Annotated in this window: 16 protein-coding genes; 3 read left to right on the plus strand and 13 right to left on the minus strand. The window is 44.9% G+C overall.

The window, feature by feature from the left end; all coding sequences use genetic code 11:
- Window positions 1–159: 159 nt before the first annotated feature.
- Window positions 160–1,512, minus strand: a complete 1,353-nt coding sequence (locus ACZ5V1_RS10465) for a dihydrolipoyl dehydrogenase family protein (RefSeq protein ID WP_464388796.1) — start codon at window positions 1,510–1,512, stop codon at window positions 160–162.
- Between the two features lie 339 nt (window positions 1,513–1,851).
- On the opposite strand from ACZ5V1_RS10465, the gene tpx reads away from it, so the two are divergent.
- Window positions 1,852–2,367, plus strand: a complete 516-nt coding sequence (gene tpx, locus ACZ5V1_RS10470) for a thiol peroxidase (RefSeq protein ID WP_464388797.1) — start codon at window positions 1,852–1,854, stop codon at window positions 2,365–2,367.
- Window positions 2,368–2,671: 304 nt separating this feature from the next.
- Window positions 2,672–3,121 (plus strand): hypothetical protein, encoded by a 450-nt coding sequence (locus tag ACZ5V1_RS10475; RefSeq protein WP_464388798.1) that lies wholly within the window; start codon window positions 2,672–2,674, stop codon window positions 3,119–3,121.
- Between the two features lie 168 nt (window positions 3,122–3,289).
- Here ACZ5V1_RS10475 and ACZ5V1_RS10480 read toward each other — a convergent pair whose 3' ends face one another.
- Window positions 3,290–3,526, minus strand: coding sequence for a hypothetical protein (locus tag ACZ5V1_RS10480; RefSeq protein ID WP_160714731.1), 237 nt, complete (start codon window positions 3,524–3,526; stop codon window positions 3,290–3,292).
- Window positions 3,527–3,616: 90 nt separating this feature from the next.
- On the opposite strand from ACZ5V1_RS10480, the gene ACZ5V1_RS10485 reads away from it, so the two are divergent.
- Window positions 3,617–5,749, plus strand: a complete 2,133-nt coding sequence (locus ACZ5V1_RS10485; protein WP_464388799.1) for a Tex family protein — start codon at window positions 3,617–3,619, stop codon at window positions 5,747–5,749.
- Window positions 5,750–5,908: 159 nt separating this feature from the next.
- Here ACZ5V1_RS10485 and ACZ5V1_RS10490 read toward each other — a convergent pair whose 3' ends face one another.
- From ACZ5V1_RS10490 to creA, 11 genes are all read right to left on the minus strand, one after another.
- On the minus strand, window positions 5,909–7,561 hold the full coding sequence (locus ACZ5V1_RS10490) for an AMP-binding protein (RefSeq protein ID WP_464388800.1): 1,653 nt from the start codon (window positions 7,559–7,561) through the stop codon (window positions 5,909–5,911).
- Window positions 7,562–7,713: 152 nt separating this feature from the next.
- Window positions 7,714–8,271, minus strand: coding sequence for a helix-turn-helix domain-containing protein (locus ACZ5V1_RS10495; protein ID WP_160714737.1), 558 nt, complete (start codon window positions 8,269–8,271; stop codon window positions 7,714–7,716).
- A 241-nt stretch (window positions 8,272–8,512) separates the two neighbouring features.
- On the minus strand, window positions 8,513–9,940 hold the full coding sequence (gene dnaA / locus ACZ5V1_RS10500) for a chromosomal replication initiator protein DnaA (RefSeq protein WP_464388801.1): 1,428 nt from the start codon (window positions 9,938–9,940) through the stop codon (window positions 8,513–8,515).
- A gap of 508 nt (window positions 9,941–10,448) precedes the next feature.
- The gene (gene thyX / locus ACZ5V1_RS10505; protein ID WP_464388802.1) at window positions 10,449–11,171 is read right to left on the minus strand and encodes an FAD-dependent thymidylate synthase; all 723 of its coding nucleotides are present in this window, start codon (window positions 11,169–11,171) and stop codon (window positions 10,449–10,451) included.
- 34 nt (window positions 11,172–11,205) lie between these two features.
- Window positions 11,206–12,174: a Holliday junction branch migration DNA helicase RuvB gene (ruvB, locus tag ACZ5V1_RS10510; RefSeq protein WP_464387051.1), complete on the minus strand. Its 969-nt coding sequence runs from the start codon at window positions 12,172–12,174 to the stop codon at window positions 11,206–11,208.
- 2 nt (window positions 12,175–12,176) lie between these two features.
- A complete protein-coding gene (gene ruvA, locus ACZ5V1_RS10515) occupies window positions 12,177–12,779 on the minus strand; it encodes a Holliday junction branch migration protein RuvA (protein ID WP_464388803.1) in 603 nt (200 codons plus the stop codon).
- 505 nt (window positions 12,780–13,284) lie between these two features.
- Window positions 13,285–13,731, minus strand: coding sequence for a crossover junction endodeoxyribonuclease RuvC (gene ruvC / locus ACZ5V1_RS10520; RefSeq protein WP_464391619.1), 447 nt, complete (start codon window positions 13,729–13,731; stop codon window positions 13,285–13,287).
- Between the two features lie 381 nt (window positions 13,732–14,112).
- Complete coding sequence (locus tag ACZ5V1_RS10525) at window positions 14,113–14,862, minus strand: YebC/PmpR family DNA-binding transcriptional regulator (RefSeq protein ID WP_464388804.1); 750 nt, start codon at window positions 14,860–14,862, stop codon at window positions 14,113–14,115.
- A gap of 114 nt (window positions 14,863–14,976) precedes the next feature.
- Entirely contained in the window at window positions 14,977–15,588 is a 612-nt protein-coding gene (locus ACZ5V1_RS10530; RefSeq protein WP_464387055.1) for an RlmE family RNA methyltransferase, read from the minus strand.
- Window positions 15,589–15,800: 212 nt separating this feature from the next.
- A complete protein-coding gene (locus ACZ5V1_RS10535) occupies window positions 15,801–16,340 on the minus strand; it encodes a 3'-5' exonuclease (RefSeq protein ID WP_464388805.1) in 540 nt (179 codons plus the stop codon).
- Window position 16,341: 1 nt separating this feature from the next.
- The gene (creA, locus tag ACZ5V1_RS10540) at window positions 16,342–16,818 is read right to left on the minus strand and encodes a protein CreA (RefSeq protein WP_464388806.1); all 477 of its coding nucleotides are present in this window, start codon (window positions 16,816–16,818) and stop codon (window positions 16,342–16,344) included.
- Window positions 16,819–16,996 lie beyond the last annotated feature (178 nt).

Genomic DNA, 16,996 nt, shown 5'->3' on the forward strand with positions numbered 1-16,996 from the left:
AATCCGTTTTCAGCGTACGCTTCACTCCCTTCGAACTACAAAAAAAGCTGCCCTACTTCTGTAGGACAGCCCTTATTATTGTTCACGATAGAAGAATTACGCCATGTAATATACTTCTAAAGCCAATACATACGTCGACAAGTGAACTCAACTGCAAGACTATTTAAGCATGTACCTTATGGTGTATCCGAATGACGGATACGCCCAGAGCCATTTTGCAAGATCAGCCACAGTAGTCTTGGTTCTCATCGCAAAGGCAAATATGTTGATTATCTCTTCAGAGTTATGTCCGTTTATGGTTGCACCGAGAATTGTATCATCATCTTTGGAAACAAGAATCTTGTATGACGGATAAAGTTCACCAATTCTACGATACTCTGACCATCCTGAGGCACTTCCTTCAAAAACCTTGTAGGACATATTCTGTGCCTGTGCTTGTTCTTCTCGCAACCCTACCGAGCTTAACGGCGGATGCGTAAAGAGCGTGTACGGCACCACTGAGTAGTCTGGTTTTTCTTTGTTTCCATAAAGAAGGTTGCTCGCGACCACCATTGCTTCCATTGATGCAACTGGGGTTAGCTCCATACTGTTTCCTACAACATCACCAGCTGCGTATACACGAGGATTCGAGGTGCTCTGCATAAATTCGTTAACTTTTATGCCGCCCTTATGATTAAGCTCAAGCTGACCTTTTTTGGGGTTCAATGCTTCTGCGTGTGCAACGCGTCCTGCAGCAAGAACAACACAGTCTGCTCTGAATTTAATATCGTCTTCACCTGCACAAAGTACAAGCTCATCACGATCTCGTTTAAGAGAGTTTGGTGGCAACATGGTATGAAAGCGAACGCCCATATCGCGGCTTGCTTCAATCATGCAGTCAACAAGCGATGAATCAAACCGGCGCAAGAATCTGTCACTGCGGAGAACTACATCAACCTGAGCACCAGAGATTGCCGCAACATTAGATAGTTCGAATGCAATGAATCCACCACCAATAAATACAATGCGTGACGGCAGTTCTTTCATTTCGAAAAATTCGTCTGTTGATGTCAGCAGCTCGTGCCCGGGAAAATCGACTTCACGAGGAGTCGCGCCAGCTGCAATCACAATTTTATCTGGCTGATATTTTTGTTTGTTAATGACAACTGTATCGGGTGAAGTAAAATGTGCTTTGCCGTGCACGCCAACAATTCCATGCTCCGCATAAAATTTTTCTACAAGGGACGGAATGGGATCACGCATTTCTGCCATTCCTGACATCATCTTTTCCCAATCAATTGTAAGGTCCCCGCGAAGCCCTCTATCCACCATGTGTTTACGGCGTAACGCGACGTTGGTTACATCAAACAGAAATTTTTTAGGTTCACATCCACGTAACGGACATGTTCCACCAAAGGGCTGATAATCTGCCACTACCACATGCTTGCCTTCTGCCGCACATGTTCGCGCAACAGATCCCCCTGCAGGGCCTGATCCAATTATGAGTACATCCGGCTTTTCCACTTTGGTCATGAACAATTCTCCTTACTCTGCAACTATTGACCTATAATCTTACCCATGAGCTTAGGTTTCTCAACTATTACTCAAGTTCTTTCTGTAAAACTATCTATTCTATAAACACATCAGGTTACAATAATGAGGCTGAATCAACTGAATAAAATAAGTGATGGGTCTTGGTTTTCCTGTATAAAAAGTAATGAATGCCTCTGTACTGTTAGAGGATTTTTAAAAAAGTGTAAATATTAATAATAACTATTCCCAGTAGAGCTTTTTTTGTGTAGAAGATATTCAACAGACAAAAACGCTGCCCAATAGGGCTATAATATAAACTTTATTGTCAGGAGAATTCTCATGATTGAACGTTCCGGTGTCATCACTTTTCAGGGCAATGGTCTTACTCTCGAAGGATCCGCAGTAGAAGTTGGCGACCTTGCTCCAGACTTCTCCATACTCACAACTGACTTAGCCCCAAAATCTCTTGCCGATTACGAAGGCAAGGTTATTCTTCTTGTAACTGTTCCTTCCCTGGATACTCCAGTATGCGACGTTGAAGCACGTCGTTTTAATCAGGAAGCAGCAGACCTTCATGAAGATATTGAAGTACTGACAGTTTCAACCGACCTTCCGTTTGCACAAGCACGCTGGTGCGGTGCTGCAGGTATTAAATCTGTTGAAGTACTTTCCGATCATAAAGATCTTTCACTTGGTCACGCTTATGGCGTTGCAATCAAAGAGCTTCGCCTCCTTGCACGTGCCGTCTTCGTCATCGATCGTAACCATAAAGTCGTATACTCCCAGATAGTTCCGGAAGTAACTGACGAACCAGATTACAATGCAGCCATCAAAGCTGCAGAAGCAGCTTTATAAGCATACATCCTCTTTGGAAAAAGCCCAAAGCCCCTGTTCGGAATGTCCGGACAGGGGCTAAGCTGTGTGTATACGTTTTCACGTATACATTTTATTTTTCAAAAGCTCTTTATTTTTAAACCAAACTATTCCCATCTATTACACCCTCCCACCCCGATAAAACTGTCCATGTAACCCTTTCTAGCGATGCAGTGTTGCATCTTTTTTGAGCCTTCCTATTGCCCCGACAGTCACAATTCTGTACTCTGCACGTGCATTTTAGAGAACGCCTTTATGTCTTTTCGCCAGAAACAAAGGGATTAAAATGGATATACTTGCAATACGTGACCATTTAATTGCAACGGTTATGCGCCGAATTGATGATTCAATAGGTAGCCGATCTGAGGCTCTTAGAGAATTTATGGACGTAACACTTCCAAATATTGAAAAAGATGCTTCTGCTGAGATTTCTCAGCACATTCCAACATTACCGGAAGATATTTATAAAAAATGGGCTGAAATGTTTGCAGACCGCATGTTGCAAACGGTTAAAACAGATCAACTTGCAGACATGTGTGACAACACAGAAGAAAGTAATGCAACCATCGCACTCGTGTATCTCATGTTCATGGAATCAGAGCGTATGGAAGAACAAATTGCTGAAGACCTGTCAGAACTGGGGGTAACAGCCGGTAACACAGATGAAGTTGGTAATTTCCTTGGTGGCTATCTTCGAACAGCGCTGGGCGCGCGAAGTGAAGAGCAACCACGTTAGGGCGCAACCTTTCCACAAAAGCATATGAGCATAATTTTTGATAAGAATATGCAGGTATTCTTGTCAGTAGTTCAAAAAAAAGACCAAATTCCACACAGGGGTTTGGTCTTTTACATTGTTGCCGTGTAACCTAGCAACGAAACACAAATTCGTTCTTGTAATATCAAGCTACTTCAGTTCTACTCGCAGACCATCTGGTTCTGAGATAAGATGGACCTGATCTCCTGTTAAATTCAAATCGTGATCCATCCCTTGGAAGAGAGATGCACGCGAAGTCCACTCATCATTCACAAAGACTTCTTGTGCTCCGCCATTTGCCTCAAAACGTAACTGCGTGCCATCTTTAAGGGTAACCATTTCTGTTTCACGAAGAACTACTGGCAGATCTTTGTATGTAAACGTCATAACGTCCTCCTTTCCCATGTGGGCAATACGTTTTAACACCAGTAAGTAACTACTAACATACCATACGCACGAAAGAGAGCATTCTTTATAATGTCAAACTCACAAAAAATTATTGCGCAAGACCTTGGCCTTGCCGAAAAGAACGTAGCTTCCGTACTCAATTTATTAGCAGAAGGTGCAACAGTTCCCTTTATTGCCCGCTACAGAAAAGAAGCCACTGGTTCACTGGACGAAGTTGCAATTGCAGATATTCGCGACAAACATGACGTTCTGACAGCTCTCAACAAGCGTAGAGATGCCATCATATCAGCTCTCACCGAACGTGACCAGTTGACAAACGAACTATCAAGCGCCCTGCAAAAAGCCGGTGCCCTATCTGAACTTGAAGATATTTACCTGCCATATAAGCCGAAACGTCGTACAAAAGCACAAACAGCTCGTGAACGTGGGCTGGAGCCTTTAGCCAATCTTATTTTTGAGCAAGACAATTGCAAACTGGAATCGCTCGTTGCAGCATATGTTTCAGATGAAAAAGACGTTCCGGACGCTGAGTCAGCCCTTAAAGGCGCACGCGACATCATTGCGGAACGCATAAGTGAAGACACTCAAACACGTACGGTTTTCCGCAAAATATTTGCCGTAAAAGGCGTATGTTCATCCAAACTAGCACGCGGAAAAAAAGAAGATGAAGCTGCTACCTACAAGGATTACCTCAACTGGGAAGAGCCAGTAGCGAAAGCACCAAGTCATCGTTTGCTTGCCATGTTCCGTGGTGAACAGGAAGGCTTACTCAGCCTGTCTATCAGACCTGACGACGGAGCAGCAATTAACGCACTCACCAACCATTTTGTTGGTTCCCGTAATGACTGCGGTAAACAAGTTGTTCTTGCCTGTGAAGATGCTTACAAACGTCTGCTCGGTCCTTCGCTTGAGAATGATCTTCGCGGCGAATTAAAAACACGGGCAGACATTGAAGCAATCTCCGTTTTTGCCTCAAACCTTCGCGAGTTACTGCTTGGTGCGCCGCTTGGTCAAAAACGGGTACTCGCTCTTGATCCGGGATTCCGTACAGGAGCAAAGCTTGTATGCTTGTCTGAACATGGTGACCTGCTGCACAACGAAACAATTTTTCCTACATCCGGCGCAGGTAAAGAAGCACAGGCTGGCGAACGTGTGCGAGCACTTGTCAAAAAGTTTAGTATTGAAACGATTGCCATCGGTAACGGAACAGCATCACGTGAAACCGAAACATTCGTTCGTAATCTGAATCTCCCTGATGTGACCGTCAACATGGTCAACGAATCCGGCGCATCCATTTATTCCGCGTCTGCTGTCGCCCGTGAAGAGTTTCCAAACGAAGACATCACTGTCCGCGGTGCTGTATCAATCGGTCGTCGTCTCATGGACCCACTTGCAGAGCTCGTAAAAATTGATCCGAAATCGATCGGTGTTGGACAGTATCAGCATGACGTAAACCAGACTGAACTCAAAAAATCACTCGACGATGTTGTAGCCTCTTGCGTTAACAGTGTTGGTGTAGAATTGAATACAGCCAGCAAGGAATTGCTCACTCATGTATCAGGTCTGGGTGCTGTTTTAGCGCAAAACGTAATCAACTATCGCACAGAAAACGGTGCCTTTACGTCACGAAAAGAGCTTCTTAAAGTTGCTCGACTTGGACCTAAAGCATACCAGCAGTGTGCCGGTTTCTTGCGAATTCATGACGCAAAAAACCCGCTAGACGCATCAGCTGTGCATCCGGAATCATACAAAGTGGTTGAGCAAATTGCGAAAGATTTGGCTTCAAGCCTTCCCGAACTTATTGGAAAATCTGATCTCAAATCTAAAGTTCAGCTCCAAAGCTATGTCACAGAGACCATTGGACTACCAACACTTAACGACATTATCAGTGAGTTAGCACGTCCCGGACGTGATCCTCGTGAGCAGTTTACCGAATTTAAATTCGCTGATGTTCACAAAATTTCTGATCTATACGAAGGCATGATGCTACCCGGAATTGTTACAAACGTTACCAAGTTTGGTGCGTTTGTAGACATTGGAGTACATCAGGACGGCCTCGTTCACATCTCACAACTTGCTGACCGTTACGTCAGTGATCCGTCAGAAGTTGTGCGAGTTCAGCAAAAAGTAACTGTAAAAGTACTTGAGGTAGACGCGCCTCGAAAACGTATCTCACTCAGCATGAAAGATCTCGACAAATAGTCTTTGCAATTTGTAATGGTTGGACATACGACGACTCTCTTTGCTCCATAGCGGGATTCTCTGAGACAGACCGTGTCTAACTGACTTTGCTATGTATAAAACATAAAAAAGCCCCCTGAATATCTTCAGGGGGCTTTTTTATTTCTGTGTGGCTAATGCTTATTCAGCGTTAGCATCCTGTTCGCGAATTTCAACGCGTCGGATTTTGCCAGAGATGGTCTTTGGCAATTCCTTTACGTAGTTAATGATACGCGGATATTTGTACGGTGCAGTCACTTTTTTTACATAGTTCTGCAGCTCTTTTGTCAGTTCTTCAGACTCAGAGTAGTCAGGAGCCAGCACTACAGTCGCTTTTACCAGCTGTCCCCGCAGATCGTCCGGTACGCCGGTAACTGCGGCTTCAATAACAGCCGGATGCGCAATAAGAGCGGATTCAACTTCAAAAGGTCCGATACGGTATCCTGAAGACTTAATAAGGTCATCCACACGACCTAAGAACCAGAAGTAACCGTCTTCGTCCATCCATGCTTTATCACCGGTATGATAGTAACCGTCGAACATAACAGATGCAGTTTTTTCTGGATCTTCAAGATAACCTGAGAACAAACCGACTGGAGCACCGTCTGAAGTTTTTACGCAGATTTCACCTTCCTGACCTGGATTGCAGATGTTGCCTTCAGCGTCCATCAGTACAACATCCCAGCCCGGTGCAGGTCTTCCGATGGAACCCGGCTTTGCTTCCATGCAAGGGAGAGTAAGGATTTGCAGAGTAGTCTCTGTTTGTCCGTACCCTTCATAAATTGGTAGTCCGGTCATTTTCTGCCACTCAAGAAATACGCTGTCGTTCAACAACTCGCCTGCTGTTGTGCAATGGCGTAATGCTGACAAGTCGTACTTAGTGAGATCCTGACGGATGAGAAAGCGATATACGGTTGGAGGTGCACAGAAGGTGGTAACCTTATGTTCTGCTAACTGCTCAAGCAATGCAGATGGTTCAAACTTTCCGCGGAAATCCCATACGAACACGGCGGCACCAGCCATCCACTGTCCGTAGAATTTACCCCAGACTGCTTTACCCCAGCCTGTGTCTGCCAGAGTCAAATGAAGATCGTCTGGTTCCAAATCATGCCAGTGAGCACCAGTTACGTAATGTCCCATTGGATAGGTGTGCGTGTGTTCAACCATTTTCGGCATACCGGTTGTACCAGATGAGAAGAAAATGAGCAGCGAATCACTGCCACCTGAATTACGTTCCGGATCTTGCGGACGAGGGAACTCTGACGGACCAGATGCAACAAGTTCATCGTATGCATGCCAGCCATCTGCAACAGAATCGCCACCAGCCTGCACTAGACAGGTCAATGAAGGACAAGTTGCACGTGCAGCTTCAACACGGTCCGCCACGGAATCTTCGACGATCATACCGCGAATATTGGCGCGACGAACACGGAAATCAATATCTTTTACAGTCAACTGTGAAGGAGACGGAACTGGTACAAGCCCAAGCCTATGGCAAGCAAGCATGGACACCCAGAATTCAACTCGGCGGTAGAGAATAAGCATTACTCTGTCGCCTTTTTTGAGCCCTTGTATTTCTAAGGCACCAGCAAGCTTTGCGGATTGTTCCTGAAACCATGCAAACGAGTAGTCATTGCGTGTGCCTGCATCATCAACATGCACCATCGCAAGGCGGTCTGGATCTTCATCAGCGATGGAGTCCAAAACATCAAATGCAAAGTTAAAATTATCAGGAACACTTAGAGAAAATTCGTGCACAAACTCTTCATAGCTGGAACTGGAAAACTTTTTCATCACTCTATCCTTATCCCTCTTGGGGATACCATTCACCACCGAGGTGGTATTAACGTAATAACTTTTGACAACATCCCCTGTGTCATGTCCCCTTCCGGCGTGCATTTGCACTTGCGGGGGTGCAGCAGTTCAATCACTGCACCGGAAAGAAACTAGCTAATAACGTCAAGAAAGGTTGCTGGTTCACCATCTAAGCCACGCAGTGCATGAGCAATACGTGAATCAAAATAAATGGAGTCACCTGCTTCTAGCTTATGGCGTTTCTGATCAAGCCATACTTCCAACTTGCCTTCGAGCAGGTAAATGAATTCCTGACCGCTATGCTCGTTCCAAGTAAGCTCGTTTAAATCTTTTGCAGGAACAGTTACGAGGAACGGCTCCATCTTTTTATTAGTAAAACGTGCAGCAAGGTTGAAGTAGTCGTAATCAACTCGACGTTCAACGCTAAGGCCTTCACCTTTTCGCACGAGTGTGTAGTCATGAAGATGACCTTCCTGACCGGTGATGAGTGACGTAAGGTCAACACCACAGATTGTTGCTACATCTTTAAGATAGCTAACAGGAATTTCGGTTTCACCCTCTTCGTACAGTGCTACGGTATCGGGCTTTACTCCTACTTTTTCGGAGAGCTCTTCTACCGTCATGTCTACTGCTTCACGAAGACCGAGTAATCGGGGAGCAATATCTTTATATGCTTTATTTTCGTGCATATTTCCTCCAAACTGGCAATGCAATAACTTACTCTGAGCAGAGCTATTACATTTTTGTTAAAAAGCAAAGCTTTTCTTCCTCTACCAATCCGTCAGTGTTGCAATCAGTTACGTACAATAGCCAATGGGGATGTAAAGCAAAGTGCTTTAAATTGTACACTCCTGAAAAACAAAAAAGGCGCGTGCCGCATCGAGCGGTACGCGCCTTATCACAAACAAGACTTACGACCCCCGACTAGTTTCAGGGGGCGGAAATTCGTCCATTCTTTTCAATCATCTTCACTGTATTAGACACCTGACGACCAGTCGGTGTACTACGGCTCATTTCCCGTTCAAGATTTGTAATACCTTTCAACACTGTTGAATGGCGACGGTTAAACTGCAAACCGATCTGCTTCAAAGAGAGATCGGTATGCTTACGAGCAAGGAAGAAGATTGTGTTGCGCGCTGTTACCAGCTCACGCTTACGGCTGCGTGAGTTAAGCTGATCATATGAAAGATCAAAACAGCTACAGACACAACGTACAATTGAGTCCATGTTCATGATGACTTCACGGGATGCGTAATGTCCGATGACGTCCCATGCCATGTCCATAGAAATACGTTCGTTCAGGATACGTGCTTTCAAGATGAGGTTGTGTAAGCAGCTCTCAATCTGACGTACATCCGAATGAATGTTTTCTGCAAGCAAATCAGTCACGTTTTCTGGCAAATCTACCTGATAAAGACGTGCTTTCTTGCAAAGAATATCGCGGCGGGTTTCAAAATCCGGCTTATCAATAACAGCAAGGAATCCTGAACAGAAACGGGAAACAAGCTGGTTATCTACGTCTTTTAAATCACGCGGGGCAAAAGAACTGGAAAGTACAACGCGGGAACCGCGGGACTGCAAAGATTTAATTGTTGCAAGAACTTCGTCCTGCATACGTTCTTTACCCTGAAGGAAATGAATATCTTCAAGCAACAGAAGATCAATGTCACGGTAACGTGTTTTGAAACGTTCTGTATCACGATGTTTAAGGGAAGTTACGAGACCTGTAGCAAACTCTTCAGCGGTGAGATATTCAACTCTTGGGTTGATACGGTTGCTATGCTTACAAAGCTGACCGCCAACTGCCTGCATGAGGTGAGTTTTACCAAGTCCCGGTGCAGAACTCAAAAAGAGTGTGCTGCAAGAAAGAGAATCGCGTGTAATTCCCTGTGATGCGGCGAAAGCAAGATCGTTGCTCGGCCCCACTACAAAACTGTCGAAATCAAATCGCCAGTCAAGGGCTTTAGAAACCAGCGTACGTTCTACAGGAAGCTGCTGCTGAACAACTCTTTTATTGTCAGCACCAAAGAGCACAGGAGCAGACGCGGTCTGAGGTTCAGACACACGTGCAGCTTTAGGCGCAGCGGTTTGAGCTTGAGCTTTCGGCTTTACAATAGCTTTAGCGGCACCGGCAACAACAGTAATAGTTGGACGTTCACCCATAACAGAAGTGGCAGCTTCCATAATATCGTTCACCAGGCGCTCACGCACCCAAGAAGCAACGAAGTCATTAGAAGCTGTCAGTCGGATGGTAGTACCATCGACTTCAGCGTGTAGTGGTGAAATCCATACTTTGAAAATGCCGGGGTTAAGGCTTTCTTGTAGAATTTCTCGGATTTGGCCCCAAATATCAATCATGGGGATGTTCCTACGTTCTTTCATGCTATTCCGCAATTCGAGTTAAACCAGTGATACCTGTTAGTCTCTACACAGGTGCTATCATCCGGCTAAGTTTAACAATATCTCGATTTATCTACCTTTTTTAGCAAAACACTATTTTCAGGCGAATTATTCGACGCACGGACAACAAGTGTTGGCGCGGTAGACTTTATAGTTTCCACAGTTTTGTGGAAAAGTTTTCCACAATTAGTATTGTCGAAAACTGAAGAATTCGCCTTTTAAAGCTAATATTCGGAAAAGGCAATCATTTGACGCACTTTTTATTCTAGCTTTTTTGTAAAAAAGTATGTGAAAGTCGCACTACAATGAAACTTCCACTATAAATACAAATCGAAACAATAAGTTTTTACAGCGTGTTATAAAACAACCAAGCTATTACGGCATCAATTTTTCTATTCACACATTGCAAATAACAAATATACAACCAGCCAATATAAGGCGGTTATAAGCGGTGTGACCCGATTAGTTATGGAAGTGGGTAACGACCGCAGGTAAACTTCTCCCCTTCAGGGCAGTACTTCAACTTCTCACAGCGAGCACCCGCATCTTCGAAGACACACGGCAACACGTCGCGACAAATTTTAAGCATCTGATCCGCTAACCCTCTGATTTCCCACTGAGCACGAGTGCAACAACGGTGTTCAAAGAAGTTAATAAGGCTTCGACAGTTCATTGTTACTACAATTTTGGATTCTGTAGCTTGCGGCAGCACAAAGCGGGCATCTTCTTTTGCCTTTTCGCCTCGTCCGTTATCTTCAAGAATTTGCTTCAATTCCTGATACGCGTCACCGACTTCATCTAATAATTTTTCAAAGCGCGCTTTTGCTTCTGGAATCTTCGCAAAAGCAGGCGGCAGAATGTAATCAAAATCGCTTCCGTCAACATAGCGCTGGCTCTGCTGAGAGAATGACGCGATACGATGGCGTACAAGCTGGTGTGTTAATGCGCGAGAAACACCTTCTATTGCAAATGTAAACGACACATGCTCAATAGGGCTGGCGTGACCTGATTCCATAACCTTACGGATAAATGCAGCTTGTTTTTCAGCAGAGATATCTCCGTCAACAAGCTTGGTATGCATATCACCTACAAATCCTGCATGGTAGCACTGTCTGAATGCTGCATAAATAACTGCCATTGGATCTGGAGTTGCGGCAACAAGTTCTACCCTGCATGTTTTCTGAGGCATATTTTCTCCTAGGTTATGTGTTCTCGGCACTATCCTATGCCAGAAATTTTAAATGACGATACGCTTTAGCCGTTGCTACCCGGCCACGATGCGTACGCTTAATAAAACCACATTGGATCAGGTACGGCTCGTAAATATCTTCAATCGTCTTAACATCTTCAGAACAAGCAACCGCCAGCGTCTTAGCGCCAACAGGGCCGCCGCCATAATGTTCAATAAGAACACTCAGCAGCTTTCTGTCCATCTGATCAAGACCACTTTCATCAACGTCCATCATCTTCAACGCACTGCTTGCAAGCTCTGCATCAACAGTTCTCCCACCTTGCACAGTCGCAAAGTCGCGAACTCGGCGTAAAAGTCTGTTGGCAATACGAGGCGTACCACGGGAGCGACGACCAATTTCTAAAGCGCCGTCCGGTGCTATTTCTACGCCTAAAATGCGTGCAGTACGTGTGACAATTTTTGAGAGCTCTTCCGGGGAGTAAAACTCCAATCGGCAGATTACGCCAAAGCGATCGCGCAGCGGTGAAGACAATAATCCGATGCGGGTTGTGGCTCCTACCAGAGTGAAGGGTTCCAAGTCAATCTTTACAGTGCGTGCTCCCGGCCCCTGTCCGATGACAAGATCAAGCTTGAAATCTTCCAAAGCGGGATACAGCACCTCTTCAACGCTGATAGGCATACGATGAATTTCGTCTACAAACAAAATATCGTTCGGCCCTAAGTTCGTCAAAATTGCGGCTAAATCACCACTGCGTTCTAAAACTGGCCCCGACGTTGAGACAATATTAACCCCAAGCTCTTCAGCCATAATCTGAGATAATGTTGTCTTACCAAGCCCTGGATTACCATAAAACATGGTGTGATCCATAGCCTGACCACGAGTTTTGGCAGCCTGAATGTATACTTTTAAATTTTTGCGCAGCTCTTCCTGACCAATAAAGTCATCAAGAGACGAAGGACGAACAGACTCATCCATGCAGATATTCTGGTCAGTATCCATTCCTATCCCTTTGCAAGAGCTTTAAGGGCACTACGTAGAGCACTACCCACATCGAGATCCGGCTCATTTTTCAAAATAGTTTTGAGCAACGGCGCAGCTTCGTCTTCGCCGTAACCAAGGTTAGCAAGGCCATCCAAGGCGTCACGGTACACACTAGTTGCGGGCGCATCACCTTTGCCGGATACAACAGGCATTTCGTCCACTTTAAGCTTGTACTTTAATTCGAGGAAAATATGCTGTGCGCCTTTCTTGCCAATGCCGGAAACCTGCGTCAGTGCATTAATATCTTCTTCAAAAACAATACGACGCAGATCATCAGGACGGTACACAGACAAAACGCCCAGAGCTGTTTTGCCACCAACTTTTGAAATGGAAATCAGCGTGGTGTACATCTGGCGCTCGTCCCATGACTCAAAGCCATACAGTTCCAACGCGTCCTCACGCACAACAGTGTACGCGAATACTGCGATATCGCCGCCTTTAGCAGGTACTCGGCTCATAGTATGGGCTGGCAAACGGACTTCGTACCCGACACCGCCTTCGGTGACGATAATGACACTCTGCTCTGTTGCCTCTGCAATTTTACCTTCGAGATATGCGATCATAATATATACTTTGAAGAAATTTTTTGTATGAATTGAACCGGAAACAGCAGCATTGCACCAACATCTTTCAACCGCTTCCGACTATCAAGTGTCTATTACCCAAGACGCTTCAATAAATAAAGCTGGTTTTACATTTGAAAGAAGCATTTTACGTTGTGGCCGGTAAAGACAAGTTGTCTCAGGCACGGCTTTTCTGCGGTACAGTTTGGCAATTGGTGTGTCTGCGACGCTTTTTTTGTCTGCGACGCTGCCTCCGGCGGCCAGAGAACCTTTTTGAAAAAAGGCTTCTCTGGACTCTCCAAAAACTTTTATCTGCGAGGCCAGCCCGTTGCTTGCGTAACGTAGCGGCTTATGCCCCACTACCTTTCATATTGAAGAGTTCAGATTTTCGAAATTTGATCCGACCATCGATATTTTTTGTATGTTATACACAAAATCACGCGCCTCATTTTTCAATACCACAGTATATTTATGAAAGCACGTAGTTAGAATCTAGAAGCATTGCTTAAAGATATTTTGTGTAACGACTTGTATTGAGATGACAAACTGCGGCAGCAAGAGCATCGGATGTATCCAGTGCCCATTTAGGCTGTTTCACACCTAAAATTTGAGCCACCATAAATGCAACCTGTTCTTTAGCGGCACGGCCACCACCGACGATAGTCTGCTTAATTTTGGTAGGTTCGTAACTAAAGACTTCCACATCATTCGCAGCACACGCAGCAAGAGCTACCCCGCGAGCCTGACCAAGCTTTAGTGCAGATGCTGGGTTTTTAGCCGTAAATACGTTCTCCACCGCCGCAACGGACGGTTTATGCAATCGTACTATTGCATCGAGTTCTTTGAATATTACCCCCATACGACGCGCAAAATCTTTATCGGTAGCGCGGATGGCACCACAGTCGACCAATTTCACCACGCCGGAAATTTCTTCTATCACGCCCCACCCCATCACGCGGGAACCGGGGTCAATGCCAAGCACTCGATTAACAGTCAAAACGTACTCCACTGTTCATATAATGATGTATTCTAAATACTCACTATGAAGCCTTGCTAACATTACGTCCACAAATGTTCTGTACAACTTCAAATTAGAACACACCAATAAAAAAGGAGAGAGTTACAAACTCTCTCCTTCCTATCATTCATTCTTTGCAATTACGAAAACTTGCTTAAAGCCTAAACCGACTTCAAAAAAACAAGTTACTCGCATAATCGCAGTCAAGAGGGCGTCCCTCTTGCGGGGATGCAAGGGGCTGGCCCCTTGCCCGCCGGAGGCACAAACACTCCAGCGCCGCAGGCATAAAAAGCCCGCGTTATGAACAGCTAAAACTTACTCAGCGTTAAGTTCAGCCATTACGTCGTCAGAAACGTCCATGTTGGTGAACACGTTCTGTACGTCGTCGTTCTCTTCAAGAAGATCGATAAGACGGAGCATTTTTTTTGCGCCTTCAACATCGAGTTCGATAGTGTTCTGAGGAATTTTTGCCATTTCAGCAGATTCGATTGTAATGCCAGCTGCTTCGAAAGCGGCGCGAACAGCTTCCATGTCAGTTGGTTCACAACGGATATCCCATTCTTCATTTTCTTCGATAATATCTTCTGCGCCAGCTTCAAGACCGATATCCATTACCTGTTCTTCAGTAACAGCTTCTTTCTTGATAATGATCTGACCTTTGTTGTCGAACATCCAAGCAACGGAACCAGCTTCGCCCATGTTACCATTACCTTTGTTCAAGGTGTGGCGCATTTCAGCAACGATGCGGTTTTTGTTATCTGAAGCAACTTCAATAAGGATAGCTACGCCACCAGGGCCGTATCCTTCGTAGTTAATTTCATGGATATCGCCACCAGCGAGTTCGCCGGTACCTTTTTTGATTGCGTTATCAATCTTATCTTTAGGCAGGTTTACTGCCTTAGCAGCAGCAATAGCAGAACGAAGGCGCGGGTTGTTAGCAATATCGCCACTTACTTTAGCAGCAATGATGATTTCTTTTGCTGCGCGAGTGAACTGCTTAGAACGAACAGCGTCCTGACGACCTTTACGATGCTTAATGTTAGCCCATTTACTATGTCCAGCCATGATTCCTCCTTACGTCGTTGCAGCTAACGCACTGCAACTGGAACAATAAAAATAAATACACCCACAACCATTCTGGGTGCCAAAAATCAAAGGGAGTCGACTCAAAATTAACGACTAGTATTCGTATTCGAATTTTTTTCCATTAAATCCAAGACCGACATAAAAAGTTTCCTTGCTTTCATCACGTGAGCTTTTAGGCTTAAAAGACTTCACTGTTTTGAAATACTTACGCATGCTTTTTGCGTACTGTTCTACGTCAGGTCCCATAAATATTTTTACAATGAAGCTGCCTTCAGGCTTAAGGCAATAGCAAGCCACGTTAAGCGCTTCATAACAAAGCTCGGCAGAACGAGCTTGGTCTGTAAATTTATGGCCTGTTGTATTAGGCGCCATATCGCTGATCACAACATCAAACGGCATGATTTCAGCAAGTACGTCTTCAAATTCCTGAGAACGCTCAAAGACGTTTTCCTGCATAAAGCGAACGTTTGGCGGAAAGACTGTTTCAGTGGTCTGAATATCAGCACCGATAACAAGTCCTTGCGTACCAACTTTCTCAGCAGCGCCTAAAGACCAGGAACCTGGAGCAGCGCCAAGATCAAGCACCTTCATGCCCTTGGAAAAGATAGCAAAACGCTTATCAATTTCTTTCAGCTTATATACTGATCTTGCAGGGTAATTATCTTTTTTCGCCTGCAAGAAGTAATGATCACGATATTTTTTCATAATAAAACCTGTGCATTTGTACAGTAAAGCGCAGTCAACGCCAAGCGACTTAAAACCAAAAGTCGTAGTATATTACAATGCTGCCATCATATGGTGTTAAAAAAGCAACATAAATGTGGTTGATGCGCGTAGTCACACCAAAGGAGTTCCTTAATGTGACAGGTAATCCGCAATGGATGTAAAGGGAAAGTGAAATTTCTGCAAGTTTAACGCTACCGCGCGTTCAAAGCTGCAAATTGAGGATTCAACCGCAACCCTTCAATAGCGATGCGGGCACATGCCTCTGCATCTGAACCAGCGTGGTGATGCTGAAGCGTAATGCCTAAATGACCGGATACGGTATTCAACTTGTGGTTTACTAACTCCGGCCACACTTGCCGCGCTAACTTAACAGTGCACAAAAAGCGCTCATCCGCTACTGGCATTCCAGCCGCGGTAAGACAGGCAGAAAGAACAGAGCGGTCAAATGATGCATTGTGTGCTGCCACAAAATCTACTCCTTCGAACAGTGGAGTGAACTGCGGCCAGATATCTGCAAACACAGGCTCGTTTTCAACATCTTTCCAGCGAATATTATGTACGCGTACGCAGAACGGGCTGAAATTGCTTCGCGGCGGCTGAACCAGACGGTACAGGCTATCTACAATCTCACCATCTTCTACCCGCACAACCGCAACAGCGCAGGCACTGTCGCGTTTAGCATCAGCTGTTTCAAAATCGATCGCGGCGAAAGTTCCTTTGTATCCAGACATATTATTTGCCCCAAGGAAGTACGGGAACCGTGGATATTGAGTTTTTAGGCGAACCTTCTACCACACGGTCACTATAGGAGAGGTACACAAGCACATTTCGCTTAGCATCGTAGAAACGCACAACCTGCATTGTCTTAAAAAGCAATGAAGTACGTTTTCTAAATACGTCTTCACCATCTTCTTTACCAGCTCGTATACGTGCCGGAATACTAATCGGCCCAATTTGGACACAATCAACAGAAGCATCTGATGTATCTGTCGCAAGCCCTAATGATCCACTTACTCCGCCTTTTTTTGCACGGCTCAAGTAACAGGTAACCCCGTCAATATCTGGATCATCAAAAGCTTCTATAACAATCTTATCGTTAGCGCCAAGCACCTTAAAAACAGTGCTTACGGAACCAATCTCTTCTGCTACAGCAACAGAAGTCATACCAAGCACAATTGCCATGCTCAGTAGTATCGTACGTAATTTCATACGTTCTCCTCTCCGAATAAATTCAAGACAGCGATTCAACCGTAAAAAAAGCATTTTTGCAAGCTTTGCGCGTTTTCCAATACAGGTTCGACCGTATCATTGGAGTTTTTTTTAGTTGATGTACACTGAAACCATATATGCCCTCTGTGTGAAACCTTCGTCTGTATGCAGGTTATAT

It is taken from the genome of Halodesulfovibrio oceani subsp. galateae, from assembly GCF_055397225.1.

Excerpts from the sequence above, each read along its gene's own strand:
- ACZ5V1_RS10465 (WP_464388796.1), bottom strand. The coding sequence starts at position 1,512 with ATGACCAAAGTGGAAAAGCCGGATGTACTCATAATTGGATCAGGCCCT.
- dnaA (WP_464388801.1), bottom strand. The coding sequence starts at position 9,940 with ATGATTGATATTTGGGGCCAAATCCGAGAAATTCTACAAGAAAGCCTT.
- ACZ5V1_RS10485 (WP_464388799.1), top strand. The coding sequence starts at position 3,617 with ATGTCAAACTCACAAAAAATTATTGCGCAAGACCTTGGCCTTGCCGAA.
- ruvB (WP_464387051.1), bottom strand. The coding sequence starts at position 12,174 with ATGGATACTGACCAGAATATCTGCATGGATGAGTCTGTTCGTCCTTCG.
- creA (WP_464388806.1), bottom strand. The coding sequence starts at position 16,818 with ATGAAATTACGTACGATACTACTGAGCATGGCAATTGTGCTTGGTATG.
- ACZ5V1_RS10530 (WP_464387055.1), bottom strand. The coding sequence starts at position 15,588 with ATGAAAAAATATCGTGATCATTACTTCTTGCAGGCGAAAAAAGATAAT.
- tpx (WP_464388797.1), top strand. The coding sequence starts at position 1,852 with ATGATTGAACGTTCCGGTGTCATCACTTTTCAGGGCAATGGTCTTACT.
- ACZ5V1_RS10495 (WP_160714737.1), bottom strand. The coding sequence starts at position 8,271 with ATGCACGAAAATAAAGCATATAAAGATATTGCTCCCCGATTACTCGGT.
- ACZ5V1_RS10480 (WP_160714731.1), bottom strand. The coding sequence starts at position 3,526 with ATGACGTTTACATACAAAGATCTGCCAGTAGTTCTTCGTGAAACAGAA.
- ACZ5V1_RS10475 (WP_464388798.1), top strand. The coding sequence starts at position 2,672 with ATGGATATACTTGCAATACGTGACCATTTAATTGCAACGGTTATGCGC.
- ruvC (WP_464391619.1), bottom strand. The coding sequence starts at position 13,731 with ATGGGGTGGGGCGTGATAGAAGAAATTTCCGGCGTGGTGAAATTGGTC.
- ACZ5V1_RS10535 (WP_464388805.1), bottom strand. The coding sequence starts at position 16,340 with ATGTCTGGATACAAAGGAACTTTCGCCGCGATCGATTTTGAAACAGCT.
- ruvA (WP_464388803.1), bottom strand. The coding sequence starts at position 12,779 with ATGATCGCATATCTCGAAGGTAAAATTGCAGAGGCAACAGAGCAGAGT.
- ACZ5V1_RS10490 (WP_464388800.1), bottom strand. The coding sequence starts at position 7,561 with ATGAAAAAGTTTTCCAGTTCCAGCTATGAAGAGTTTGTGCACGAATTT.
- ACZ5V1_RS10525 (WP_464388804.1), bottom strand. The coding sequence starts at position 14,862 with ATGGCTGGACATAGTAAATGGGCTAACATTAAGCATCGTAAAGGTCGT.
- thyX (WP_464388802.1), bottom strand. The coding sequence starts at position 11,171 with ATGCCTCAGAAAACATGCAGGGTAGAACTTGTTGCCGCAACTCCAGAT.